At 68.4% G+C, this 24,659-nt stretch carries 18 protein-coding genes; 7 read left to right on the top strand and 11 right to left on the bottom strand.

Features of this window, described 5'->3' with window-relative positions; genetic code table 11:
• Positions 1-53: 53 nt before the first annotated feature.
• Entirely contained in the window at positions 54-1,043 is a 990-nt protein-coding gene (locus PSEWESI4_RS17355; protein ID WP_187672469.1) for an alpha/beta fold hydrolase, read from the bottom strand.
• A 114-nt stretch (positions 1,044-1,157) separates the two neighbouring features.
• A complete protein-coding gene (locus tag PSEWESI4_RS17350; RefSeq protein ID WP_210768858.1) occupies positions 1,158-2,399 on the bottom strand; it encodes an MFS transporter in 1,242 nt (413 codons plus the stop codon).
• A 141-nt stretch (positions 2,400-2,540) separates the two neighbouring features.
• On the opposite strand from PSEWESI4_RS17350, the gene PSEWESI4_RS17345 reads away from it, so the two are divergent.
• On the top strand, positions 2,541-3,335 hold the full coding sequence (locus tag PSEWESI4_RS17345) for an AraC family transcriptional regulator (protein ID WP_187672468.1): 795 nt from the start codon (positions 2,541-2,543) through the stop codon (positions 3,333-3,335).
• Positions 3,336-3,385: 50 nt separating this feature from the next.
• Here the strand turns inward: PSEWESI4_RS17345 and metE are convergent, their stop codons facing one another.
• Complete coding sequence (metE, locus tag PSEWESI4_RS17340; protein ID WP_187672467.1) at positions 3,386-5,668, bottom strand: 5-methyltetrahydropteroyltriglutamate--homocysteine S-methyltransferase; 2,283 nt, start codon at positions 5,666-5,668, stop codon at positions 3,386-3,388.
• Positions 5,669-5,870: 202 nt separating this feature from the next.
• Between metE and metR the strand changes: the two genes are divergently transcribed.
• Positions 5,871-6,788 carry a transcriptional regulator MetR gene (metR, locus tag PSEWESI4_RS17335; protein WP_187672466.1) on the top strand — a complete coding sequence of 306 codons (918 nt, stop codon included), beginning with the start codon at positions 5,871-5,873 and terminating at the stop codon, positions 6,786-6,788.
• 43 nt (positions 6,789-6,831) lie between these two features.
• Here metR and PSEWESI4_RS17330 read toward each other — a convergent pair whose 3' ends face one another.
• Genes PSEWESI4_RS17330 through PSEWESI4_RS17305 form a run of 6 tightly spaced genes read right to left on the bottom strand, consistent with a single transcriptional unit; the run spans position 6,832 to position 14,638 of the window.
• The gene (locus PSEWESI4_RS17330) at positions 6,832-8,088 is read right to left on the bottom strand and encodes an OprD family porin (RefSeq protein WP_187672465.1); all 1,257 of its coding nucleotides are present in this window, start codon (positions 8,086-8,088) and stop codon (positions 6,832-6,834) included.
• Positions 8,089-8,140: 52 nt separating this feature from the next.
• A complete protein-coding gene (locus PSEWESI4_RS17325) occupies positions 8,141-9,343 on the bottom strand; it encodes a 3-oxoadipyl-CoA thiolase (protein WP_187672464.1) in 1,203 nt (400 codons plus the stop codon).
• Positions 9,343-10,869, bottom strand: a complete 1,527-nt coding sequence (locus tag PSEWESI4_RS17320) for a 3-hydroxyacyl-CoA dehydrogenase (RefSeq protein WP_187672463.1) — start codon at positions 10,867-10,869, stop codon at positions 9,343-9,345. The genes PSEWESI4_RS17325 and PSEWESI4_RS17320 overlap by 1 nt, the downstream gene beginning before the upstream one ends.
• Positions 10,866-11,654 carry an enoyl-CoA hydratase-related protein gene (locus PSEWESI4_RS17315; RefSeq protein ID WP_187672462.1) on the bottom strand — a complete coding sequence of 263 codons (789 nt, stop codon included), beginning with the start codon at positions 11,652-11,654 and terminating at the stop codon, positions 10,866-10,868. The genes PSEWESI4_RS17320 and PSEWESI4_RS17315 overlap by 4 nt, the downstream gene beginning before the upstream one ends.
• A 39-nt stretch (positions 11,655-11,693) precedes the next feature.
• Positions 11,694-12,887, bottom strand: coding sequence for a CaiB/BaiF CoA transferase family protein (locus tag PSEWESI4_RS17310; protein WP_187672461.1), 1,194 nt, complete (start codon positions 12,885-12,887; stop codon positions 11,694-11,696).
• Between the two features lie 23 nt (positions 12,888-12,910).
• On the bottom strand, positions 12,911-14,638 hold the full coding sequence (locus PSEWESI4_RS17305; RefSeq protein ID WP_187672460.1) for an acyl-CoA dehydrogenase family protein: 1,728 nt from the start codon (positions 14,636-14,638) through the stop codon (positions 12,911-12,913).
• A gap of 111 nt (positions 14,639-14,749) precedes the next feature.
• Between PSEWESI4_RS17305 and PSEWESI4_RS17300 the strand changes: the two genes are divergently transcribed.
• Both PSEWESI4_RS17300 and PSEWESI4_RS17295 read left to right on the top strand, forming a co-directional pair.
• Positions 14,750-15,661, top strand: coding sequence for a LysR substrate-binding domain-containing protein (locus tag PSEWESI4_RS17300; RefSeq protein ID WP_187672459.1), 912 nt, complete (start codon positions 14,750-14,752; stop codon positions 15,659-15,661).
• Between the two features lie 149 nt (positions 15,662-15,810).
• Positions 15,811-17,223 (top strand): MFS transporter, encoded by a 1,413-nt coding sequence (locus PSEWESI4_RS17295; protein WP_187672458.1) that lies wholly within the window; start codon positions 15,811-15,813, stop codon positions 17,221-17,223.
• Between the two features lie 39 nt (positions 17,224-17,262).
• On the opposite strand, the gene PSEWESI4_RS17290 is transcribed toward PSEWESI4_RS17295, so the two are convergent.
• Both PSEWESI4_RS17290 and PSEWESI4_RS17285 read right to left on the bottom strand, forming a co-directional pair.
• Entirely contained in the window at positions 17,263-18,585 is a 1,323-nt protein-coding gene (locus tag PSEWESI4_RS17290; RefSeq protein WP_187672457.1) for an APC family permease, read from the bottom strand.
• Positions 18,586-18,688: 103 nt separating this feature from the next.
• Complete coding sequence (locus tag PSEWESI4_RS17285; RefSeq protein ID WP_187672456.1) at positions 18,689-19,504, bottom strand: carbon-nitrogen hydrolase family protein; 816 nt, start codon at positions 19,502-19,504, stop codon at positions 18,689-18,691.
• Positions 19,505-19,628: 124 nt separating this feature from the next.
• Between PSEWESI4_RS17285 and PSEWESI4_RS17280 the strand changes: the two genes are divergently transcribed.
• The 3 genes from PSEWESI4_RS17280 to PSEWESI4_RS17270 all read left to right on the top strand — a co-directional run bounded on the left by PSEWESI4_RS17280 (position 19,629) and on the right by PSEWESI4_RS17270 (position 24,559).
• Positions 19,629-20,417, top strand: a complete 789-nt coding sequence (locus tag PSEWESI4_RS17280; protein WP_187672455.1) for a helix-turn-helix transcriptional regulator — start codon at positions 19,629-19,631, stop codon at positions 20,415-20,417.
• 626 nt (positions 20,418-21,043) lie between these two features.
• Positions 21,044-22,657: an FMN-binding glutamate synthase family protein gene (locus tag PSEWESI4_RS17275; protein WP_187672454.1), complete on the top strand. Its 1,614-nt coding sequence runs from the start codon at positions 21,044-21,046 to the stop codon at positions 22,655-22,657.
• 267 nt (positions 22,658-22,924) lie between these two features.
• Complete coding sequence (locus PSEWESI4_RS17270; protein WP_187672453.1) at positions 22,925-24,559, top strand: methyl-accepting chemotaxis protein; 1,635 nt, start codon at positions 22,925-22,927, stop codon at positions 24,557-24,559.
• Positions 24,560-24,659: the final 100 nt, after the last annotated feature.

The raw sequence follows: 24,659 nt of genomic DNA, 5'->3' as shown, positions 1-24,659 counted from the left end.
CTGCCGCCTGCCGGTGGGGATGGAGCAGCGGGTGCGATGGGTTGCCACCCATCCTACAATTGCGCCACGCCCACCGTTTGCCGGTGCGCCGCCAGGTATGGCAGCACCACCGCCAGCAGCGGCTCCTTGAAGGCTTCCTGGAAGCGGTGCGCCAGGCCGGGGATCAGCCGCAGTTCGCTGCCCCGGATATGTGCGGCGACGTGTACGCCGTGCATCACCGGCAGCAGCGGATCGGCGGTGCCGTGCACCACCAGGGTCGGCACGCGCAGGCGGTTGAGCAGTTCGACGCGGCTAGGCTCGGCGAGGATGGCGAGCAACTGGCGCTGCACGCCTTCCGGGTTGAAGGCGCGGTCGTAGGAGAGTCGCGCCTGCTCCAGCAGTTGACCACGGTCATCGCTCACGGCCGGGCTCCCCAGCGCGGCGAGCAGGTCGGCCTGTTGCTCGATGGCCTGTTCGCGGCTATCCGCCTCGCGCCGCGCCAGCAGTTGCAGCAGCGCCGGGCTGGGCGCCGGCAGGCCCTGGGCGCCGGAGCTGGTCATGATCAGGGTCAGGCTGAGCACCCGCTCGGGCGACAGGTCGGCGAGATGCTGGGCGATCATCCCGCCCATGCTGGCGCCGAGCACGTGGAAGCGCTGGATGCCGAGGTCGTCCATCAGGCCCAGGGCGTCGCTGGCCATGTCGCGCAGGCGATAGGGCGCCGTCACGCCGATACCGAGCCGGTAGCGGAGCACTTCGTAGGTCAGGTTGGGCGCCGCCGGCCGGTGCGCCCAGGTGGACAGGCCGACGTCGCGGTTGTCGAAGCGGATCACCCGGAAGCCCTGCCGGCACAGGCGCTCGACCACTTCGTCGGGCCAGTGGATCAGTTGCCCGCCCAGGCCCATGACCAGCAGCAAGGCCGGATCACGTGCGCGGCCGACACTCTGGTAGGCCAGGCGCACGTCGCCGAGGTCGGCGGTTTCGATGGGCGCCGCCACATCGCAGCGCCCGGCAGCAAAGGAAGACAGGCCGCAAAGCATCGCGGCGAGAAAGACGAAAACGCGCATCGCAAGAATCCAGAACGCAAATCCCCAGTGGATCAGGAGTTTGCGGACATTCGTTCGAGGGCGCTGCCACAGTTCGATGACAATTTGATGAAGGTCGCCGAACGGTCGTTCGACTCAACGCTGCCGGCCAACCCCCAGCGCAGTCAGCGTCGCGGCGACCTGCAACAGCGCCACGCCCAGCAGCACCAGGGCGAAGCGCCCGGCGTCCATGAACAGGCCGAACAGCAGCGGCGACAGCGCCATGCCGGCATCCAGGCCGGAGTAGACCAGACCGTAGATGCGCCCGAACGCCCGGTGTCCGAAGCGCCCCACCGCCGCGCGGCGCACCAGCAGGTCGCGCGAGGGGTTGGCCAGGCCGTTGCAGAAACCGATCAGCGCCATCAGCAGCGGTGCCAGGGCCGGCGGCAGCACGGCGCTGGCCAGCAGCACCGCCAGCAGCGCGGCCGCCAACAGGATGCAGGCGACCTGGCGCTCGTGGGCGCCGCCACGGGCCGCCAGGAAGCCGCCGGCGACCACTCCGACCGCGCCGCTGAACAGGAACAGCGATACCGCGCTGGCCGCCGAGGCCAGGGACATGCCGTAGACCTCGCGCAGCACCGGCCCGCCGAAGTTCTGGAAGGCACCGAAGGCCGTCGCGGTGCAGAAGAAGAAGGCGAAGCACAGCCACACCGCCGGCACGCCGAGGAAGGCGAAGGTGGTCGGCGCCGGGTCGTCCGCCGAGTGCTCCGTCGTCGGCACCGCCAGCAGCCGGCGCTGCCAGACCAGCAGCAGGAGGATCGCCAGGGCCAGCGCCGAGGCCACCAGCGCCGCCAGCCGCCAGTTCGCCCAGGCCGCCACGCCGGTCAGCAGGGCCGGCGCCAGCGCCCAGCCCAGGTTGCCGGCCAGGCCGTGCATGGCGAAACCATGCCCCAGCCGCGCCTCGGACAACCGCCGGTTGAGGACGGTGAAGCCGGCCGGGTGGTAGACCGCGTTGCCGGTGCCGGCCAGCGCCGCGGCGAGGAACAGCCCGGCATAGCCCGGCGCAGCCGCCAGCGCCAGTCCGGACAGCACCAGGCAGGATTCGCCGAACATCAGCACCCGGCCCGGGCCGAAGCGGTCCACGGCGAACCCGGCGACCGCCTGGCCGGCGCCGGAGATCACGAAGAACAGCGTCATCGCCAGGCCGACCTGGGTGAAGCCCAGGTCGAACTCCGCCATCAGCCAGGGGAACAGCGGCGCCAGCAGCAACTGGAAGAAGTGCGACGAACCGTGGGCGACGCTCACCAGGCCGATGGTGGCGAACTCGCGCCGACGCCGCTCCCGGTCGCCTTCCGGGACGACCGGTTCGAACATGGTGTCAGCCAGGGGGGTGGACATCGGAAGCTCCTTGCACGACGAAGAGTCCGGCCGGGTACCGCGCCGGCCACGCCGCACCACTCTAGCGATGAGCCGCCGCTGGCGGCCACAAGCCAGAAAGCCAATAATTGTCGCAAACCCGCCATCCACTCAGGGACGCCCATGCCCCGGACCACCCGCACGCCCGGCCGCTACGAACCCACCCCGCGCCGTCCACCGTCGGCGGTCGAGCCGGTCACGGTGAACCTGCGCCGCGCCCCGGCGGCCTCGGAGACCGCCTGGCACAACCACCCATGGGGACAACTGATCTTCGCCGTCAGCGGCACGCTGCGACTGGCCACGGCGGACGCCGCCTGGGTGGTGCCGCCGTACCGGGCCATCTGGATTCCACCCCGGGTCGAGCACCAGGCCGCCATCCTCAGCGACGCCGATTTCCGCACCCTGTACGTGGACACCGGCACCTCGCCGCTGCCGCTGGACGCCTGCCGGGTGATGGATGTGTCGCCGCTGATGGGGGCGCTGATCGAGGCGCTGGCCGACCCGGAGCCGCCCGCAGAGCCGCGCCGTGGCCTGATCCTGGCCCTGCTGGTGGAAGAGATGCGCCTCGCCAGGCCGCTGGCCCTGGGCCTGTCGCTGCCCCAGGACCGGCGCCTGCTCAGCCTCTGCCAGGCACTGATCGAGGAACCGGCCGCCGACCTCAGCCTGGCGCGCTGGGCCGAGCGCGTGGGAGCCAGCGAGCGCACCCTGACGCGCCTGTTCAGGAACGAACTGGGCATGGGCTTCGCCGCCTGGCGCCAGCAACTGCGGCTGTCCCACGCCGCCACCCTGATCGCCCAGGGCCAGCGCCTGGGCGAGGTCGCCGGGCAGCTTGGCTACGCCAACCCGAGCGCCTTCAGCGCCATGTTCAAGCGCGCCTTCGGCAGCCCGCCGAGCCGTTTCTTCCGCCAGCAGGAATAAGCCCGGCCCCTCTCCCGCCGGGAGAGGGGCCGGGGGTGAGGGACGGCGTCTCAGGCCAACTGCGCCCGCAACTGCCGCGCCGCCGCCACCATGTTGACCAGCGCCGCCTCGGTCTCCGGCCAGGCGCGGGTCTTCAGGCCGCAGTCGGGGTTGACCCACAGGCGCTCGGCCGGGATACGGCGGGCGGCCTTTTCCAGCAGCTTGACCATCTCGGCGCTGTCCGGCACCCGTGGCGAGTGGATGTCGTAGACGCCCGGGCCGATCTCGTTGGGGTACTCGAAGCGCTCGAAGGCGTCCAGCAGCTCCATGTCCGAGCGCGAAGTCTCGATGGTGATGACGTCGGCGTCCATGGCGGCGATCGACTCGATCACGTCGTTGAACTCGCTGTAGCACATGTGGGTGTGGATCTGCGTCTCGTCGAGCACCCCGGAAGCGGTCAGGCGGAACGCCTCGGTGGCCCAGTCCAGGTAGTGCTGCCACTGGGCGCGGCGCAGCGGCAGGCCCTCGCGGAAGGCCGCCTCGTCGATCTGCACGATCCTGATCCCGGCCGCCTCTAGGTCCACCACCTCGTCGCGGATCGCCAGTGCCAGTTGACGGGCCTGCACCTCGCGGGACACGTCCTCGCGCGGGAAGGACCACATCAGCATGGTCACCGGACCGGTCAGCATGCCCTTCATCACCTTGTCGGTGAGGCTCTGCGCGTAGGCGATCCATTCCACGGTCATCGCCTTCGGACGGCTCAGGTCGCCGTAGATCACCGCCGGCTTCACGCAGCGCGAGCCATAGCTCTGCACCCAGCCGAAGCGGGTGAAGGCGTAGCCGTCGAGCTGCTCGGCGAAGTACTCGACCATGTCGTTGCGCTCGGCCTCGCCGTGCACCAGCACGTCCAGGCCCAGCTTCTCCTGCACTTCCACCGCGTGGCGGATCTCGGCGTGCATCGCCTCGGTGTACTCGGCCGCCGACAGCTTGCCCTGCTTGAAGGACTGGCGGGCCAGGCGGATCGCCGAGGTCTGCGGGAAGGAACCGATGGTGGTGGTGGGGAACGCCGGCAGGTTCAGCAGCGCGCGCTGCTTCTCGATGCGCTGGGCGAAAGGCGACTTGCGCTGGCTGTCCTCGGGCTTGATCGCCGCCAGGCGGGCCTGCACCGCCGGCTTGTGGATGCGCGGCGAGCTGGCGCGGCTTTCCTGCACGGCGCGGCTCTCGGCGAGGGCGGCATCGACGCTGCCCGGCGCGTTCAGGGCGGCGGCCAGGGTGGCGACTTCGGCGCACTTCTGCACGGCGAAGGCCAACCAGCTCTTCAGCTCGGCATCCAGTTGGTCTTCGCGACCGAGATCGACCGGGCTGTGCAGCAACGAGCAGGACGGCGCCACCCAGAGATTGGCGCCGAAACGCTGCTCGGCCTCGCGCAGTTGCGCCAGGGCCTTGTCCAGGTCGCAGCGCCAGACGTTGCGGCCATTGACCACGCCGAGGGACAGCACCTTGTAGCTGGGCAGGCGGTCGAGCACCAGCGGCAGTTGCTCGGGTGCGCGCACCAGATCGATGTGCAGGCCATCCACCGGCAGGCCGACGGCCAGGCCGAGGTTGTCTTCCAGGCCGCCGAAATAGGTCGCCACCAGCTTCCGCAGCTTGGCGTGCTGGAGCAGGTGGTAGGCGCGCTCGTAGGCATTTTTCCAGTCCTGCGGCAGGTCGAGGGCGAGGATCGGTTCGTCGATCTGCACCCACTCCACGCCCTGCTCCGCCAGGCGGTCGAGGATTTCGCCGTAGATCGGCAGCAGGCGTTCGAGCAGGTCGAGCTTGTCGAACTCGTCGCCCTTGGCCTTGCCCAGCCACAGGTAGGTCAGCGGACCGATCAGCACCGGCTTGACCTTGTGGCCGAGGGCCCGGGCTTCCTCGACCTCCTCGAACAGTTGTTCCCAGCTCAGGCTGAACTGCTGGTCGGCGGTGAATTCGGGGACCAGGTAGTGGTAGTTGGTGTCGAACCACTTGGTCATTTCCTGGGCGTGGGCACCGCCGCAGCAGCTACTGGTGACGCCACGCGCCATGCCGAACAGGGTGTCGAGGCCCGGCTTGCCGTCGTGCGGGCGGAAGCGCTCGGGGATCACGCCGAAGGTCAGCGAATGGGTCAGCACCTGGTCGTACCAGGCGAAATCGCCGACCGGCAGCAGCTCGATGCCGGCATCCTTCTGCGCCTGCCAGTGGGCGGCACGCAGTTCGCGACCGACGGCGCGCAGGCCAGCTTCGTCGAGAGCGCCCTTCCAGTAGGCTTCGAGAGCTTTCTTCAGCTCGCGGTCGCGGCCAATGCGGGGGAATCCGAGGTTGTGGGCCAGGGCCATGGGTTGTCTCCTATCTGTATCTATGGATGGCCGCCATTCTCGACACCCGGCACAGCATGAGACAAACTCAACATATTCTTGATGATCTCAAGAATTGCTCATGTTGAATTCAAAAGACGATCAAGAGCGCTGGAAAGCTGGAGGCTGAACGGAAAAGCCTCGTGGCCGCGCCTCGTCTTCAGCGCTTATTCGGGAAACCGCCATGCTGGAAATCCGCCACCTGAAAACCCTGCACGCCCTGCGCGAGGCCGATAGCCTGGTGGAGGCCGCCGAACGCCTGCACCTGACCCAGTCCGCCCTCTCCCACCAATTCAAGGAACTGGAAGAGCGCCTGGGGCTGCCGCTGTTCGTACGCAAGACCAAGCCAGTGCGCTTCACCAGCGCCGGCCTGCGCCTGCTGCAACTGGCCGACAGCCTGCTGCCGCAACTGCGTGCCGCCGAACGCGACATGGCGCGCCTGGCCGGCGGCACCGCCGGGCGGTTGCACATGGCCATCGAGTGCCACAGTTGCTTCCAGTGGCTGATGCCGACCATCGACCAGTTCCGCGACGCCTGGCCGGAAGTCGAGCTGGACCTGGCCTCGGGCTTCTCCTTCGCCCCGCTGCCGGCCCTGGCGCGCGGCGACCTCGACCTGGTGGTGACCTCCGACCCCATCGAACTGCCCGGCATCACCTACGTGCCGCTGTTCACCTACGAGGCGCTGCTCGCCGTGGCCAACCAGCATCCGCTGGCGAGCAAACCCTATGTGGTGCCGGAAGACCTGGCCGGCGAAACGCTGATCACCTACCCGATCGAGCGCGACCGCCTGGACATCTTCACCCGCTTCCTCGAACCGGCCGACGTCGAGCCGGCCCAGGTGCGCACCTCGGAACTGACGGTGATGATGATGCAACTGGTGGCCAGCGGCCGAGGCGTCTGCAGCCTGCCCAACTGGGCGCTGCACGAGTACAGCTCGCGGGGCTACGTGACGGCGAAGAAGCTCGGCGACAAGAGCCTGTACGCCACCCTCTACGCGGCGATCCGCGCCGACATGCTGGACGCGCCGTTCATGCGCGACTTCCTGCTCACCGCCAAGGACACCTCGTTCGCCACCCTGGAAGGAGTGAGCGCGGCGCGTTGAGCGCAGCCCGCCGCCAGGACCGGCGGCGGGCCCGAACCACCGCTCAGAACAGCGGCAGGCTGTAGCTGAGGATCAGCCGGTTCTCGTCCACGTCGCGGCCCTCGCTGGTCCGGTAGACCGCGTTGCGCCAGGTCAGCCCGAGGTTCTTCAGCGGCCCGCTCTGCACCACGTAGCGGATATCGGTGTCGCGTTCCCACTCGTCCACCGCCTGGCCGCCACCCAGGCGGCCGTCCCAGCCCTTGAAGTAACGGGCCATGAGCGACAGGCCGGGCACGCCCAGGGCCACGAAGTCATAGTCGTAGCGAAGTTGCCAGGAACGCTCGCCGCGCTCGGCGAAGTCGTTGTACTGGCCGAAGTTCACCAGGTAGGCATCGGCGCCCTGCACGTAGGGGAAGGCGCTGTCGCCGTTCATCCGCTGCAGGCCGAGCCCCAGCGCGTGGCCGTCGTGACGCCGGTAGGTGAACAGCCCGCCGAGGGCGCGATTGTCGATACGCCGCGCCCAGCCGGTGCCAGCATCGCTGCTGTCGAACAGGCGCAGATCGAGTTCCAGGCGGTCCTCGCCCACCGGAATCTGTCCGCGCAGACCGAGGAAGTGCTGGCGGTAGACGTCCTCCAGTTCGCCGAGGTGGTAGCTCAGGGTCCAGCCGGGCCGCGCCTGCCAGTCGAGCCCGACGAGGTCCAGGTGCCCGGCGCGCAACCCGGAGGTGAAGCGTTTGTTGCGGTTGAACAGTTCCAGGTCGCTGCGGCCGCCTTCGTTGCGCTGGCTGACATCGTCCAGGCGCGCCAGGGTGAAGGTCAGCCCGTCGAGCTCCTGGGAACTGAGCAGGCCGCCATGGAAGGTCTGCGGAAACAGCCGGCTCTGGTTCGGCTGCAGGGTCGGTAGCCGGGGCACCAGGGCGCCCAGCCGGAACTCACTGCGTGCCAGGCGCGCCTTGAGGGTCGGGTCGAGACGGCTGTAGTCATCGGCAGGATGACCGCTGTCCCCTGTGGGCAAAAGTCCGGTGCCGGACCGGCCAGCGCCGGAGTCGAGCTTCAGCCCCAGCCGGCCGCCGAGGTCGACGCCCAGGCCGAGCGTGCCCTGGGTGTAGCCGGAGCGGTAGTCCAACTGGAAGCCCTGGGCCCATTCTTCGTTGCGCGATACGCCATCGCCGTCCCGGTAGTCGCGGTTCATGTAGAAGTTGCGCAGTTGCAGCGAGGCGCTGGAACCTTCCAGGAAGCCCTCCCCGGCCAGACCGAAAGAGGTCCAGCCGCCCAGCAGGACGGCGGTCAGTGCGAGGGCGTTGTTCTTGTTGTTGTACATGGTGCTCTCCAGACTGTGGTGCGCTACGGGCGCACCTTCCGTGCGGGAGCGCTCAGACGCGCTCCAGAACCATGGCCACCCCCTGGCCCAGCCCGACACAGAGGCTGACCACGGCGTAGCGCAATTGCCGGCGTTGCAGGGTGCGGCAGGCCGTCAGCGCCAGGCGCGCGCCGGACGCGCCCAGCGGATGGCCGATGGCGATGGCGCCGCCGTGGGGGTTGACCCGTGGGTCGTCGAAATCCAGGCCCAGCGCCTTGAGGCAGGCCAGGACCTGGACGGCGAAGGCCTCGTTGATCTCGATAAGGTCGATGTCTTCCAGGGCGAGACCGGCCCGTTGCAGGGCGCGCCGGATCGCCGGACTCGGGCCGATACCCATGATTCGCGGCTCCACCCCGACGCTGGCGCAGGCGAGCACCCGCGCCAATGGACGCACGCCATGCCGCTCGCCGATGGCCCGGTCGCCCAGCAGCAGTACCGCCGCGCCATCGTTCAGGCCCGAGGCGTTGCCGGCGGTGACCACGCCGCCGGGGAACAGGGTCGGCAGCGCGGCCAGGGCTTCCAGGCAGGTATCCGGGCGCGGGTGTTCGTCCCGCGTCACCCGCAGGGGCTGGCCACCCCGTCGTCCGGGAATCTCCACCGGAAGGATCTCGTCATCGAAGAAGCCGTCGCGCAGCGCCGCCTGGTAGCGGGCCTGGGAGGCGGCGGCAAAGCGGTCGGCGTCTTCCCGGCCGATACCGAACTCATGCGCCAGCAGGTCCGCCGTCTCCGGCATGGAATGCCTTCCATGACGCTGCACCAGGCGAGGGTTGGCGAAGCGCGCGCCGATGGTCGTATCGTGTGCCTCCAGCCTACGGCTGAAGGGACTTTCGGCCTTGCCGATGACGAAGGGGGCGCGCGACATGCTCTCTGCGCCACCGGCCAGATAGAGTTGGCCTTCGCCGCAGTGGATGGCCCGCGCCGCGTCGATCAGCGCGGCGAGGCCGCTGGCGCAGAGACGGTTCACCGTCTGCCCCGGCACCTGCCAGGGCAGCCCCGCCGCCAGCAGCGCGTTGCGCGCCAGGTTGCGGCTGTCCTCGCCGGCCTGGTTGGTGCAACCGAGGATGACGTCCTCCAAGGCTTCCACGGGCAAGCCGGAGGTGTCCATGACCCGCACCAGCAGTTCGCCGACCAGGTCGTCCGGACGCACGCCAGACAGGGCCCCGGCATAGCGGCCGAAGGGGGTGCGCAGGCCGGCGTAGATATAGGCATCGAGCATCAGGATTCTCCTTGGTTGTCATGGCGCAAGGACAAGCCCAGCCGAGCGCGGCGGCGCAGCCAGGGGCTGGGCCGGTAACGTGGGTCGCCGCTGAGTTCGTGCAGGCGTTCGAGGATCAGCAGCACCCGCGCCGGCCCCAGGCGGTCGCCCCACTCCAGCGGCCCCATCGGGTAGCCGAGGCCGAGGCGCACGGCGAGGTCGATGTCGGCCGCCGTGGCGATTCCCTGCTGGGCGATGTCGCAACCCAGGTTGACGATGCTCGCCAGGGTCCGCTGGACCACGAATCCGGCGCTGTCGCGGATGACCGTGACCTGGGCTCCGTCGCCGGTCAGCAAGGTCCGAGCCGCCAGCAGCCACGTTGGCCGGGTCGCCGGGGTCGGCATCAGGCAGCGGTGTGCGTCCAGTTCGGCCAGGACATCGATGGCCACCACCCGTTCCGGGTCCAGCGCCAGGCGCAGGGCGGCCTGGGTGGCGTCGTCGCCCAGGGGCGCCAGCAGGCAGAGCGCCCTGGCGGATGGCCGCTCTCCGTTTTCCAGCCGCGCGCCCAGCCGTTCCAAGAGGGCGCGCAGGCGCTGCCCCGCCACCTCGTCGTCGGCGGCCAGCCATACCGGCGGCAAGGGCTCGGTCCGGGACGGCGCAATGGCGTCCACGACGGGTTCTGGCGGATAGACATGGAAGCCGCGCCCGCTCTTGCGGCCCAGGTGGCCGGCCGCGAGCATCTGCCGCAGCAGCGGATGGGGGCGGTAGCGCGGTTCCTCGTAGTACTGGCGGTAGACCGACTCCATCACCGGCAGGCTGACGTCCAGGCCGATCAGGTCGAGCAGTTCGAAAGGTCCCATGCGGAAGCCGGCGCCATCCCGCAGCAAGACGTCCACCTCGGCCGGCTGCGCCACGCCTTCGCCGAGGATGCGCAGCGCCTCGGTACCGTAGGCGCGACCGGCATGGTTGACGATGAAACCGGGAGTATCCTTGGCCCGCACCGGCTTGTGGCCTAGGGTCCTGGCCAGTTCCACCAGGCGCTCGGTCACGTCGGCGCGGGTGATCAGGCCCGGAATCACTTCCACCAGGCGCATGCGCGGCACCGGGTTGAAGAAATGCAGGCCGGCGACCCGGCCCGGATCGGCGCAGGTCGAGGCAATGGCGGTGATCGACAGCGAAGAGGTGTTGCTGGCGAGGATGGCGCCGCCATCCAGTAGGGACTCCAACTGGCGGAACAACGCCTGCTTGGCGTCCAGGTCTTCGACGATGGCTTCGATCACCAACTGGCAATCCCCCAACCGCGCCAGTTCATCCACCGGTCGCAGGCCGGCCAGGGCGCACACAGCGCCTTCCGGGTCGAGGCGTCCGCGCTCCACCTGACGGTGGAGCTCCACGGCGATGCGTTCACGGGCCTCTTCCGCCGCTCCGGGACGGCTGTCGAACAGGTACACGTCCAGGCCGGCGCAGGCCGCTACCTGGGCGATCCCCTGCCCCATTGCGCCGGTGCCGACCACGCCGATTCGATCGATGCGTTCATGCCGGCTCATCGTCCCTGGTACTCCGGCTCGCGCTTGTCCAGGAAGGCGCGCATGCCTTCCTTCTGGTCATGGGTGTCGAACAGCAGGTGGAAGGCCTTGCGCTCCAGGCTCAGCGCCTGCTCCAGCGGCAGGTCTGCACCGGTCAGGACCACTTCCTTGATCTGCTCCAGGGCCAGGGCCGGCAGCCGGGCGATCTCCCCGGCCAGTTCCAGGGCTCTTGGCAGCGCGTCCGGCTGTGCCGTCACCTCGCTCACCAGGCCCATGGCCAGCGCCTCCCCGGCGCTCACCAGGCAACCGCTCAGCAGGATGCGCAGCGCCTGGTACTTGCCGACGGCACGTACCAGGCGCTGGGTTCCACCGGCGCCGGGCATGATGCCGAGGCGCACCTCGGGCTGGCCGAGGCGCGCCGTGGCGCCGGCCACGATCAGGTCGGCGTGCAGCGCCAGCTCGCAGCCGCCGCCCAGGGCCAGGCCGTTCACCGCCGCGATCAACGGCTTGCGGCACTGCGCCAGGGCCTGCCAGTAACGCTCCACGCGGCGCTGCTGCACTTGCAGCGGCGAGGCGTCCACCAGTTCGCCGAGGTCGGCGCCGGCGGCGAACACCGAGGGGCCGCCGCTGATGATGATGACGCGCACGGCGGGGTCTTCGTCGAGGCGCCGCACCTGTTCGGCCAGGGCCTTGCGCAGGGCCAGGTTCAGGGCATTGCGCACGGCGGGGCGATTCAGCGTCAGCAGTGCCACGCCCGCGCGCGGGTGTTCGAGCCGCAGCGGCGGCTCGGCTTCACGGATCGTCATGGCGATCTCCGATGTGATTCCAGGGAATGGAGGAAAGGCTCAGCCGCGCACGATGCCGCGCCGGATCAGGTCCTCGACGGTCGCCGCGTCCAGCCCCAGGGCGCCCAGCACCTCGCGGCTGTGCTCGCCCAGGGAAGGCGGCGGGTTGCGGTAGCTGGCCGGCGTGCGCGAGAGCTTCACCGGCGAGGCGATGCCCCGGTAATCGTCCATCTGCACCACCATCTTCCGGTGCCGGGTGTGGGGATGCGCCACCACCTGGTCCACGCTGGCCACCGCGCCGCAGGGCACGCCTTCGCGGATCAGCGCCTCGGCCAGTTCTCGGCCGTCGTGTCCCGCCAGGTAGCCCTCCAGGACTCCCTTCAATGCCTGGCGATTCACCGAGCGCTTGCCGTTGTCGGCGAAGCGCGGGTCGTCCAGCAGGACCTCGGCCCCCAGGTGCTCGCAGAGCCGGGCGAACTGCCGGTCGTTGCCGACCGCCAGGAAGATCGGTTCGCCACCGGTGCGGTAACTGTCGTAGGGGGTGATGTTGGGGTGGGCGTTGCCGCTGCGCGGGGTAACCCGCCCGGAGGCGAAGAAGTTCGGCAGGTGTGGATGCAGCAGCGACACGCCACAGTCGTACAGGGCGATGTCGATGGACTGGCCGCGACCGCTGTGCTGGCGCTCGTGCAGCGCCAGGAGGATACCGGCCAGGGCGTTGAGACCGCTGACCATGTCGACGATGGGCAGGCCGACACGCAGGGGGCCGCCGTCGGCCTCGCCGTTGACGCTCATCAGCCCGGCCATGGCCTGGATCGCCGCGTCGTACCCCGGCAGCCCGCCGAGGGGGCCGTCGGCACCGAAGCCGGACACCGAACAGTGGATCAGGCGCGGGAAGCGCTCGGCCAGCACCTCCCGGTAGCCGATGCCCCAGCGCGCCAGGGTGCCGGGCTTGAAGTTCTCCAGCAGCACGTCGGCATTTTCCAGCAGGCTCAGCAGCAGTTCGATGCCTTCCGGCCGGGACAGGTCCACCACCAGCCCCTTCTTGTTGCGGTTGACGCCCCGGAAGTAGGAAGCCGTGTCGCCCTCGAAGGGCGGTCCCCAGCCACGGGTCTCGTCGCCACCCGGCGGCTCCAGCTTGATCACTTCGGCCCCGTGGTCGGCCAGGGCCTGGGAACAGTAGGGCCCACCCAGGACCCGGCTGAGGTCGATGACCTTGACGCCACGCAAGGCGCCGTGCGGATTGCTCGTTGTCATTGTCGTTCTCGTCGGGCGGAAGGTCAGTTCGGCAACAGGCTCAGGGCCTCGTCCAGGGTCAGCGACGCTTCGGCGGCCAGGCGCGGCAGCAGGTCGTCCACGGCATCCGGCACCGGCAACTGCAACGGGTCTCGCGGCAACAGGCGGTGACGCAGTACCAGCAGGGCCAACGCCAGGCGGCGATGGTCCGGCGCCAGGCGGCGGGCTTCCCAAGCCATGAAGATGGCCGTGGCGATGTGGTAGAGGGCACCGCCGGCCTGGCGCACCTGCTCGTGGCGACGCTGCTCGGCGACACTGGCCATGGCCGCCACCGCGCGCGCCAGGCAGTCACCCAGCAGCCATTCGGCCGCCTCGGGCAGCGCCGCCTCGGACAGCCGGTTGCGCAGGTAGCGCTCCAGCGGCACCAGGGCGTCCTCGCGGGTGACGGCGCGGGCGATGTCCAGAGCCACGATGTTGCTGGTGCCCTCCCAGATCGAGCCCAGGTGGGCGTCGCGCACTAGGCGCGGGTCGCTCCACTCCTCGATGTAGCCGACCCCGCCGCGCACCTCCATGGCGTCGCCGGTGACTTTCCGGGCGTCGCGGCAGGCACGGAACTTGATCAGCGGGGTGAGGATGCGCACGCACTTCTGCGCCGCTTCGTCACCACTGTCGGCCAGCGGCAGCAGGGTGGCGATCTGCATGTACATGGCGCGTGCCTGCTCGGCGGGCAGCATCATCTTCAGCAACTGCCGCTGCATCAGCGGCATGTCCAGCAGGCGCTTGCCGAAGGCCTGCCGGTTGCGCGCGACGAACAACGCCTCGCTGAGCGCCCGGCGCATCAGACCGGCGGCGCGCACGCCGTTGGACAGGCGCGACATGTTCACCATGTCCGCCATCTGCTGGAAGCCACGGCCGACTTCGCCGATCAGGTAAGCGGTGGCGCCTTCCAGGACGATCTCGCCGCTGGCCATGGAACGGCTGCCGAGTTTGTCCTTCAGGCGCACGATCCGGTAGGTGTTGCACGTGCCGTCCGGCAGGTGCTTGGGCAGCAGGAACAGGGTCACCCCCGCCATGCCTTCCGGCGCGTCATCCGGCCGAGCCAGCACCATGGCCAGGTCGGCGTCCGGGTTGGAGCAGAACCACTTGTCGCCGTAGAGCTTCCAGGCGCCGTCTTCCCGCCGCGCCCGGGTACGGGTGCGCGCCACGTCGGAGCCGGCGGCCTGCTCGGTCATGAACATGGCGCCCTGGTAGAGACTGTCGAAGTCCCGCGAGGCGAGCATCGGCAGGTAGCGTTCCACCAGTTCCGGCGAGCCGTACTTGCGCAGGGTGCGGGTCAGTGAGTCGGTCATGCTCACCGGGCAGCACAGGCCGAACTCGGCCTGCACGAAGAGGTAGGTGAGCGCGTACTTGATCAACGGCGGCGGGCCATCCGGCACGTGGCTCAGGGAGGCCAGACCCAGTTCGGCGTAGGCCACCCTCTCCAGGGCGACGAAGTCCGGATGCTTGATCACCCTCTGCAGGTCCTCACCCCGGCGGGTGCGGCTGGCCAGCACGGGCGGGTTCTTGTCCGCCGACAGCGCCAGTTGGTCCAGCTCGCCGCCGGCCCGGGCGCCGAGGCGCTCCAGCTCTGGCAGCCAGGGGCCAAGTACGTCCTCCGGCAGGTAGGCGGCCAGCAGTCGGGCCAGGTCGGGGTCGCAGGTGAAGAGGTTCATCCCGCCGCTGTCGGGGATGTTCAGGTCGTCCCCGGCGGGGCTTTCGAGCATGGCGTTCATGGCGTCACTCCGTCTTGTAGTGACGCCGAGGCTAGGAAGCCCTTCGATAAGTATCCAATACAATTAAAAATATCTACGATAAGAAAATCATATCGTCGTGGTACGCCCGCCATGGATCTCAAGCAACTTCGCTACTTCGTCGCCGTCGCCGAGGAGTTGCACTTCGGCCGCGCCGCCGCGCGCCTGTTCATCTCCCAGCCGGCCCTGAGCTTCGACATCAAGAAGCTGGAGGAACAGCTCGGCATCCAGTTGCTGGTGCGCAACAACAAGTCGGTGAAGCTGACCGCCGCCGGCCAGGTGCTTCTGGAGGAGGCGCGCAACCTGCTGCTGCAGGCCGAGCAGGCCAGGCGCCTGACCCTGCGCTCGGCCCAGGGCGCCCTGGGGCGCCTGCGGGCGGGCTTCGTCAGTTCCATGCTCTACCGTGGCCTGCCGACGGCGGTGAGCCGCTTCGAGGCCGAACATCCGGGAATGGAAGTGGTGCTGCAGGAGATGAACAGCGCCGAACAGGCCCAGGCCCTGCAACGCGGCCAGATCGACATCGGCTTCGTGCATCGCGGCACGCTGCCGGCCGGGCTGCGCTCCGAGTTGCTGCTGGCCGAGCCTTTCCTCTGCTGCCTGCCCCCCGGACATCGCCTGGCCGGTGCCGAACGGATCGACCTCGGCGAACTGCGCGACGAGCCGTTCATCCTCTTCCCACGCCCGGCCGCGCCCCACTACCACGACCTGATCATCGCCTGCTGCGTCGCCGCCGGCTTCAGCCCGCAGATCCGCCACGAGGCGCGGCTCTGGCAAACCATCGTCGCCATGGTCGCCCAGGACATGGGCGTCGCCCTGCTGCCGGAAACCCTGTGCCGGGCCTGGCACCGCGACGTGAGCTGCGTGGCCATCCGGCAGCGCGGCGAACTGTCTGAGATCCATGCCATCCTCGCCGTGGAGAACCCTTCCCAGGCGGCGGAGGACTTCCTCGCCACGCTCCGCGCCCTGTCGACCGGCCACGATACGGATTCGGTTATCACTCCATAAGAACAAACGACTATTGATTTATCGTTCGCCCTCCTAGACTCCGGCTCGACTCGAGTCCCTAGCCACACGTCAGCGCCGGCCCTTGCCTGTATCGGTGGGAGCCCCGCGCCTGGCGTGCCCTGACAAAAAGAACAAGAGAGGTGGAGTCAATGAGCCACGCCACGCTCCCGGACGACCGGGAACAACATCGCAAGGCCCGCAAGGCGGGCATCGCGTCCTTCATCGGCACCACCATCGAGTGGTACGACTTCTACATCTACGGGCTGGCGGCCGCGCTGGTGTTCGGCAAGGTCTTCTTCCCGTCGGACATGGACCCCGGCCTCGCCACCCTGCTCTCCTTCGTCACCCTCTGGTCCGGCTTCGTCGCCCGGCCGTTGGGCGGCGTCATCTTCGGCCACCTCGGCGACCGCATCGGTCGCAAGACCACCCTGGTGATCACCCTGGTCATGATGGGCGTGGCCACCATGGGCATCGGCCTGCTACCGACCTACGCGCAGATCGGCATCTGGGCGCCAGCTACGCTGGTCCTGCTACGTATCCTTCAAGGCATCGCGGTGGGTGGCGAATGGGGTGGCGCGATCCTCATCGCCAGCGAAAGCGCGCCCAAGGGCAAGGGCATCCTCTACGCCGCCTTCGCCCAGCAGGGTTCGCCCACCGGCAACCTGCTGGCGACCCTGGCCTTCTTCGCGCTCAGCACGCTGCCCACGCCCGACTTCATGCTCTGGGGCTGGCGCATTCCCTTCCTGCTCTCGGCGCTGCTGGTGATCGTCGGCATGGTGATCCGCCTGACCCTGGAAGAATCGCCGGACATGCAGCGCCTGTTGCGCGAGAAGAAGACCGCGAAGCTGCCGATCATGGAAGTGCTGCGCAAGCACTGGCTGGTGGTGCTGCTCGGCGCTGGCACCCTGCCGGTGATCCACGTCACCTACTTCAAGAGCACCTTCGCGCTGTCCTGGGCCACCAAGACGCTGGGCTACAGTCAGGGCACCTTCCTCAGCATCATCATCATCGCCCTGGTCGTGCAGTTCATCAGCCAGCCGCTGGGGGCACTGCTCACCTCGCGCATCGACATGCGCAAGGCGGTGGCCATCATGGTGCTGCCGGAATTCATCCTGATGCCGGCCATGTTCTTCGCCGTGGAAACCGAGGTGTACTGGATCGCCGCCGTCGGCATGTGTCTGGCCACCATCCCCCACGCCATGTTCTACGGCGCCATCGGCGGCATCCTGGCCCGTGCCTTCCCCACCCGCGTGCGCTACTCCGGCCTGTCGCTGGCCTACCAGCTCTGCTCGCTGGCGGTAGGCGGCGCCACGCCGGTACTCGCCCAGTGGATTCTCAACTCCACCGGCAGCATCGTCGGCGTGGCCATCGCCTCGGCCATCTACGCCGTGGTCTCGCTGGCCTGCACCCTGGCCCTGCTGCGCATCACCGGTCACCGCGCCAGCGACCTGTCCACCGCCGAACGTGCCGACGCCGAACAACTGGGCGAGCCCGGACCGGCAACGGATGCCTCGCCACGCCAGCCGGCCGCCGGCAAGCTGCTGGGCGCCAGCCCGGGCTGAGGCTGGACGGCGCCCCGCCAAGGGGCGCCGTTCTCACCGTCACGCCGCGTCGAAATGCATCTCCGGCGGCTGGCGACGGAAGCCGCCGGTGAGCCAGCCCAGGTAGACCACGCCGAGCGCCAGCCAGGACAGGCCGAGGGTGATCGCCAGGTGATCCAGGCTGGCCATCAGCCACAGCGTCGCGCCCATGCCCACCAGCGGGCAGATCAGGTGCAGCAGCAGATCTCGGGGGTCGCGACGCTCGCTGCCGATCCAGTAGTGGAAGATCACCGACAGGTTGACCAGGGTGAAGGCCAGGAAGGCGCCGAAGTTGATGAACGAGGTCGAGGTGGCCACGTCCAGCTTCAGCGCCAGCAAGGCCACCACGCCACACAGCAGGATGCTGCCGACCGGCGTGCCGAAGCGCTGGCTCAGGGTGCCGAACAGCTTCTGCGGCAGCACGCCGTCGCGGCCCATGGCGAACAGCAGGCGCGAGGCGCTGGCCTGGGCCGCGAGACCGGAGGTGAACTGGCCGACGATCAGGCCGATCAGGAACACCGAGACGAACAGGTCGCCGCCGATGTTGCGGGCGATCTCGTAGGCGGCCGAGTCGGCGTTGTCGAAGACCGCGCCCGGATGGGCGAGCTGCACGAAGTACGAGGTGACGATGAAGATCAGGCCGCCGATCAGGGTGATCAGCAGGATCGCCCGGGGAATGGTCTTGCGCGGCTCGTGGGTTTCCTCGGTCAGCGTGCTCACCGCATCGAAGCCGAGGAACGAATAGCAGGCGATGGCCGCGCCGCCCATCACCAGCGGCAGGTTCAGGCCGCCATCGAAGAACGGCGCCAGCGACCACAGCGGCTTGCTCGCGTCCCCCAGCACGTAGTGCACGCACAGCGCGACGAAGGCGACCAGCACGAGGAACTGCACCAGCATCAGCACGCCGTTGACGGTCTTGGCCAGCTTCAGGCCGATCACGTTGATCGCCGAGGTGACCGCGATGAAGGCCAGTACCCACAGCGGCTGGGGAATCGACGGGAAGGCCGAGCCCAGGTAGGCGGCGCCGATCAGCCAGATGGCCATGGGCAGGAACAGGTAGTCGAGCAGCACCGCCCAGCCGGCGATGAAGCCCAGCTTGGGGCTGATCGACTTGCGCACGTAGGTGTAGGCCGAGCCGGCCACCGGGAAGGCGGCGGCCATCCTGGCATAGCTCAGGGCGGTGAACAGCATGGCCAGCGAGGCGGCCACGTAGGCGGCGGGGACTACCCCATGGGTGACGTCGGCGAGGATGCCGAAGGTGCCGAGGACGATGATCGGGGTCATGTAGGCGATGCCGAAAAGCACCACCGAGCCCAGCGACAAGGTGCGCTGTAATTGAGCCATTCCGCTACTCCTGTTTATCGATTGTTATGGCAGAGCCGAGTCGGCGAAGGGTGAAGCGGCCGCCGTGCGCCAGGCGCGGCGGCTAGGCGGGCGGAGCCCGTCGTCAGGGAATGAGCAGCTCGCGACGGCCGTCGGCGTGCTCGATCAGCTCGCCCGGCAGGACCATGCGGCGGTCGTCCAGGTAGCGGTAGTCGCTGCGTGCGGCCTGCAACTGGCCGAGGTCGAGCTCGACGATCTGCCGGCATTCCTCGCGCCCGGCCTCGCAGAGCAGGTGGCCGAACGGGTCGACCACCGCGCTGCCGCCGGCGAACACCAGGCCGTCGTCGCCGCTGCCGACGCGGTTGACCATCACCGCGAAGGCCTGGTTTTCCATGGCGCGGGCCATGATCGCGGTGCGGTGCGTCGGCCCGTAGGGGTCCATGTTGCCGTTGGTGACCAGGATCAGCTCGGCGCCGAGCTGGGCCAGGGCGCGGGCGCTCTCCGGGAACTCGATATCGAAGCAGATCAGGATGCCGACGCGAACGCCCTTCCACAGCGCGGTGGCGTAACGGTCGCCGGGGGTGAAGACGCCCCGGTCAGAGGACCAGAGGTGGGTCTTGCGATAGCTCAGGGCAACGCCCTGGGGAGTGATCAGCACGGTGGTGTTGTAGAAGCGGCCGGCGTCGCTTTCCGCCAGGCCGACCACCACCGCCACGTCCTTCTCCTCGGCGGCGCGCTGCACGGCTCGCATGCTCGGGCCGTCCAGCGGCTCGGCCAGGCGGGCGATGTTCTCCGGGGTGGGGAAGCCCATCAGGTAGGTTTCCGGGAAGACCACCAGGTCGGTATCGGCGGCGCAGGCGCCAATGGCGTCGAGGACACGGGCCAGGTTGTGGCTAGTGTCGCCGTCGCGGCCGGTCAGTTGCACGAGCTCTATCTTCATCGCGGTTCCTTGTTCTTTCGTCTGCCGTCAGAATGCCCGGCATCCGTCGCTGCATGGCCCGAGTATGGCGCCATGGGCGGGAACCGATAATCACACCCGCGGAGTAACCCATCGGGGGTAGGACATGGGACTCACCTTGCAGGACGTCGCCTGGCACCAGTCGGTCGGCAAGCTGATCGATGCGCTGGACAGGCCAGGCTTCTGGATCGCGCTGGTGCGCCTGCTGGAGCAGTACGTCGAGTTCGACAGTTGGGTCGCCCTGCTCTTCAGCGACGGCCGGCCGCAGGTGTTCGCCGAGTGCCCGGGCCTGGACGGCGGCCCGGACACGTTGTTCCAGGACTACCTCGCCGGCCTCTACCAGCTCGACCCGTTCTACATCGCCAGCCGCGAACAGCGCGTCGGCGGCCAGTTCCGGCTGGCCGACGTGGCGCCGGAATGCTTCGAGCAGACCGACTACTACCAGCGCTACTTCCGCCTCAACGTGGTGGCCGACGAGGTGCAGATCAACGTCCTGCTGGATGGCGAGCGCACCCTGTGCCTGTCGCTCGGCGCCCGCCAGCCGTTCAGCCCGGAACAGATCGCCCTGCTCGGCATCATCCAACCCTGGGTCGCCGCGCTGATGCGCCAGCGCCTGGCCTTCGAGAGCGAATTCCTCGCCAGCCCTCCGCCACCCGCGCCGGCCTGGCAGAACCAGTTGGAAGCCGCCGGGCAGAAGGTGGAAAACGCCCTCACCGCCCGCGAACTGGAAATCGCCCGGCTGATGCTCAGCGGCTGCTCGGGAAAGGAGATCGCCCGCAAGCTGGACATCTCCGCCGAGACGGTGAAGGTCCACCGCAAGCACATCTACTCCAAGCTCGGGATCAAATCGCACTCCGAGCTGTTCGCGTTGTTCCTGCAAGCGCAAAAGGGTTGAGGAAGGTGCGTCGGATTGACGAGAGCCCCTCACCCCCGGCCCCTCTCCCGGAGGGAGAGGGGAGCAAGCAGCACGGAGTCTGAGGGAATGCACGCACCGGTCCATCTTCCGGAGAGAGAAGGGGCAAGAGCAGCACGGAGCCTGAGGGAGCGCACGTAGCAGTCCCCTCTCCCTCCGGGAGAGGGCTAGGGTGAGGGAACGCCCCATCCAGCCACGAGATGCAGTCCGGAGGATGCACCGCTCAGCGGGTCCAACCAGCCTCGGGATCAAGTCGTACTCCGAGCTGTTCGCGTTGTTCCTGCAAACGAAAAGGGGGTGAGGACGGTGCGTTGGGTTGACGAAGGCCCCTCACCCCCGGCCCCTCTCCCGGAGGGAGAAGGGAGCAAGCAGCACGGAGCCTGAGAGAGCGCACGTACCAGTCCCCTCTCCCTCCGGGAGAGGGCTAGGGTGAGGGAACGCCCCATCCAGCCACGAGATGCAGCCCCGTAGAACGCACCGCTCCCTGGAAACACTGCGCACGACGCCCCCACGGGCAAAACACTTGTTCAGGATCGGTAAGCCACGAAACGCAGCATTTGCGGTATATCTTCTTCGATCCCTTTCCGTCGTTTCGCCAAGGACGCCCCATGAACCTGTCCCTGCTCAGCCGCTACGCCTTCTTCGCCTTCTGCGTGGCCTTCACCCTGCTCAGCCTGCCCTTCCTCGGCTCCCACGAGTGGCTGTGGCCACTGACCGTGCTGACCGGGGTGCTCAGCCTGATCGGGGTCAACGACCTGTTGCAGACGCGCCAGGCGGTGCGCCGCAACTACCCGATCCTCGGCAATATCCGCTACCTGGTGGAAGGCATCCGCCCGGAAATCCGCCAGTACCTGCTGGAAGGCGACGACGACCGCCTGCCGTTCTCCCGCGCGCAGCGCTCGCTGGTCTATGCGCGGGCCAAGAACGAGACCGCCGACAAGCCGTTCGGCACCCTGAGCGACGTGTACCAGAACGGCTTCGAGTTCATCGGCCACTCCATGCTGCCGGCCGACCACAGCGACCCGGCCGGCTTCCGCGTCAACGTCGGCGGGCCGCAGTGCACGCAGCCCTACTCGGCCTCGGTGTTCAACATCTCGGCGATGAGCTTCGGCTCGCTCAGCGCCAACGCCATCCGCGCGCTGAACCAGGGCGCGAAGATGGGCGGCTTCTACCACGACACCGGCGAGGGCAGCATCAGCCCCTATCACCGCGAGAACGGCGGCGACCTGGTCTGGGAGCTGGGCAGCGGCTATTTCGGCTGCCGCACCGAGGACGGCGTCTTCGATCCCGAGCGCTTCGCCGAACAGGCCGCGAACCCGCAGGTGAAGATGATCGAGATCAAGCTGAGCCAAGGCGCCAAGCCCGGCCACGGCGGCATCCTGCCCAAGCACAAGATCACCCGGGAAATCTCCCTGACCCGGGGCGTGCCCATGGGCTGCGACTGCATCTCGCCGGCTCGCCACAGCGCGTTCTCCACGCCCATCGAGATGATGAATTTCATCGCCCGGCTGCGCGAGCTGTCCGGCGGCAAACCGGTCGGCTTCAAGCTGTGCCTGGGGCATCCCTGGGAGTTCATGGGCATCGCCAAGGCCATGCTGGAAACCGGCATCCTGCCCGACTTCATCGTCATCGACGGCAAGGAAGGCGGCACCGGCGCGGCACCGCTGGAGTTCACCGACCACATCGGCGTGCCACTACGCGAGGGGCTGCTGTTCGTGCACAACACCCTGGTCGGCCTGAACCTGCGCGACAAGATCCGCCTCGGCGCCAGCGGCAAGATCGTCAGCGCCTTCGACATCGCCAGCGTGATGGCCCTGGGCGCCGACTGGGCCAACTCGGCGCGCGGCTTCATGTTCGCCATCGGCTGCATCCAGTCGCAGTCCTGCCACACCAACAAGTGCCCGACCGGCGTGGCCACCCAGGACAAGCTGCGCCAGCGCGCCCTGGTGGTGCCGGACAAGGCCCAGCGGGTCTACAACTTCCATCGCAACACGCTCAAGGCCCTGTCCGAGATGATCGCCGCCGCCGGCCTCAGCCATCCCTCGCAGATCGAGGCCAGGCACCTGGTGCGGCGCATGTCGGCCAGCGAGATCAAGCTCTACTCGCAACTGCACGTGTTCCTGCAACCAGGCGAACTGCTCGGCGGGGAGATTTCCGGCGAGTTCTACCGGCGCATGTGGCACATGGCGCGGGCCGACAGCTTCGACGCCAGTCCGGCCTGATGGCGGGGCAGTCCCGCACCTACGACTTTTGTAGGGTGCGCCGCGCGCGCCATTTACCGGGTAAAGGCCACGAGACGCCCCGAAAACGCTGGGATACCGCCCTCTCGGCGTACCCTGCAAGAGCTTCGCTCCTACCGCCCCATGACACTCGTCGCCGACCGCCGGTCATAAGTTTTTCCCCTTCCGGGTCGATATAGGCATCAGGCAGGCCCCGTTTTTCCCCTCGTCCTGGCTCGCACTCCAATAACAAGATCCGGAGAACCCTCGATGCTCAACCTCCGCGCCATCAGTATCCGCCGACGTCTCTGGCTGATCCTCGCCGTCGCGCTCGTGATGTTCGTCCTGCAGGGCGGCCTGATGCTCAAGCAGCTCTACAGCGACCTGTATCTCGGCAAGGTGGAGAAGACCCAGCATCTGGTGGAAAGCACGCTGGGCGTGGCGCAGTACTTCCATGGCCTGGAGCAGGCCGGCAGCCTGACCCGCGAAGCCGCCCAGCAGCAGGCGATCATCGCCATCCGCGGCCTGCGCTACGGGCAGAACGACTATTTCTGGATCAACGACCTCGAACCGAAGATGGTCATGCACCCGACCAATCCCAAGCTCGAAGGCCAGCAGCTCGGCGGCATGAAGGACCCGGACGGCAAGGCGCTGTTCAACGAGATGGTCGCCATCGCCAAGCGCGACGGCAAGGGTTCGGTGGACTACCGCTGGCCCAAGCCGGGCGCCAGCGATCCGGTGCCCAAGGTGTCCTACATCGCCCTGTTCGAGCCCTGGGGCTGGGTGCTCGGCTCGGGTATCTACATCGACGACATGCTCGCCGAGTTCCGCGCCGAGGCCGTGAAGGCGGCGGCCATCGGCCTGCTGATCGTGCTGCTGATGGCGGGGCTGATCCTGCTGATCACCCGCAGCATCACCCAGCCGCTGGATACCGTGGTAGAGGCCATGGCCGACATCGCCAGCGGCGAAGGCGACCTGACCCACAGCCTGGAGACCGGCGGCCAGGACGAGCTGACCACCCTGGGCAAGCACTTCAACGGCTTCACCAGCAAGCTGCGCCTGCTGATCACCCAACTGCGCGACGCCACTGGCGAGCTGAAGCAGGCCGCCGGCAGCCTCGGCGGTATCGCCAGCGACTCGCAGGGATCCAGCCAGCGCCAGTCGGAGCAGATGGAACTGGTGGCCACCGCCATCAACGAGGTCACCTACGGCGTGCAGGATGTGGCGAAAAGCGCCGAACATGCCTCGATGGAGGTGCGCCAGGCCGAGGAACAGGCGAAGCAGGGCCAGCAGAACATCGACAGCAGCCTGCAACAGATCGACCAGTTGTCCGCCAGCATCGACCAGGCGGTCCAGGTCATCCAGTCGCTGGCCGACGAGAGCACGCAGATCGGCAGCGTGCTGGAGGTGATCCGCTCGATCGCCGAGCAGACCAACCTGCTCGCCCTCAACGCCGCCATCGAAGCCGCCCGCGCCGGAGAACAGGGCCGCGGCTTCGCCGTGGTGGCCGACGAGGTGCGCCTGCTGGCACAGCGCACGCAGAAGTCGACGGCGGAAATCCAGACCATGATCGAGCGCCTGCAAGGCAACTCGGCGGCGGCGGTCAAGGTGATCCACGAGAGCAGCCGCAACTCGCAACTGACCGTCGAGCAGGCTGGCCTGGCCGGACAGAGCCTCGGCCAGATCGCCCAGGCGCTGCGCAACCTCACCGGCCTCAACACCTCGATCGCCAGCGCCACCCTGCAGCAGTCGCACGTGGTCGAAGACATCAACCAGAACGTCACCAACGCCGCCAGCCTGGCCCGGGAAAACGCCGAGGCGGCCGAATCCACCTCCGGCGCCAGCCTGCAACTGAATGCGCTGGCCGAGCAGTTGAGCCGCTTGATCGGACAGTTCCGGGTGTAAGCACGGAGCCTGTTCGTAGGATGGGTATCGCTGCGCTCAACCCATCCTACGGAGCTGAACCGTAGGGTGCGCCGTGCGCACCGGCCGCCCTCGGCTTGGC

Origin of the sequence: Zestomonas carbonaria, assembly GCF_904061905.1 — a bacterium.
Classification (GTDB): Bacteria; Pseudomonadota; Gammaproteobacteria; order Pseudomonadales; family Pseudomonadaceae; genus Aquipseudomonas; species Aquipseudomonas carbonaria.
The sequence above is the reverse complement of the archived record's forward strand: the minus strand, read 5'-3'. Positions and strand labels throughout refer to the sequence as shown.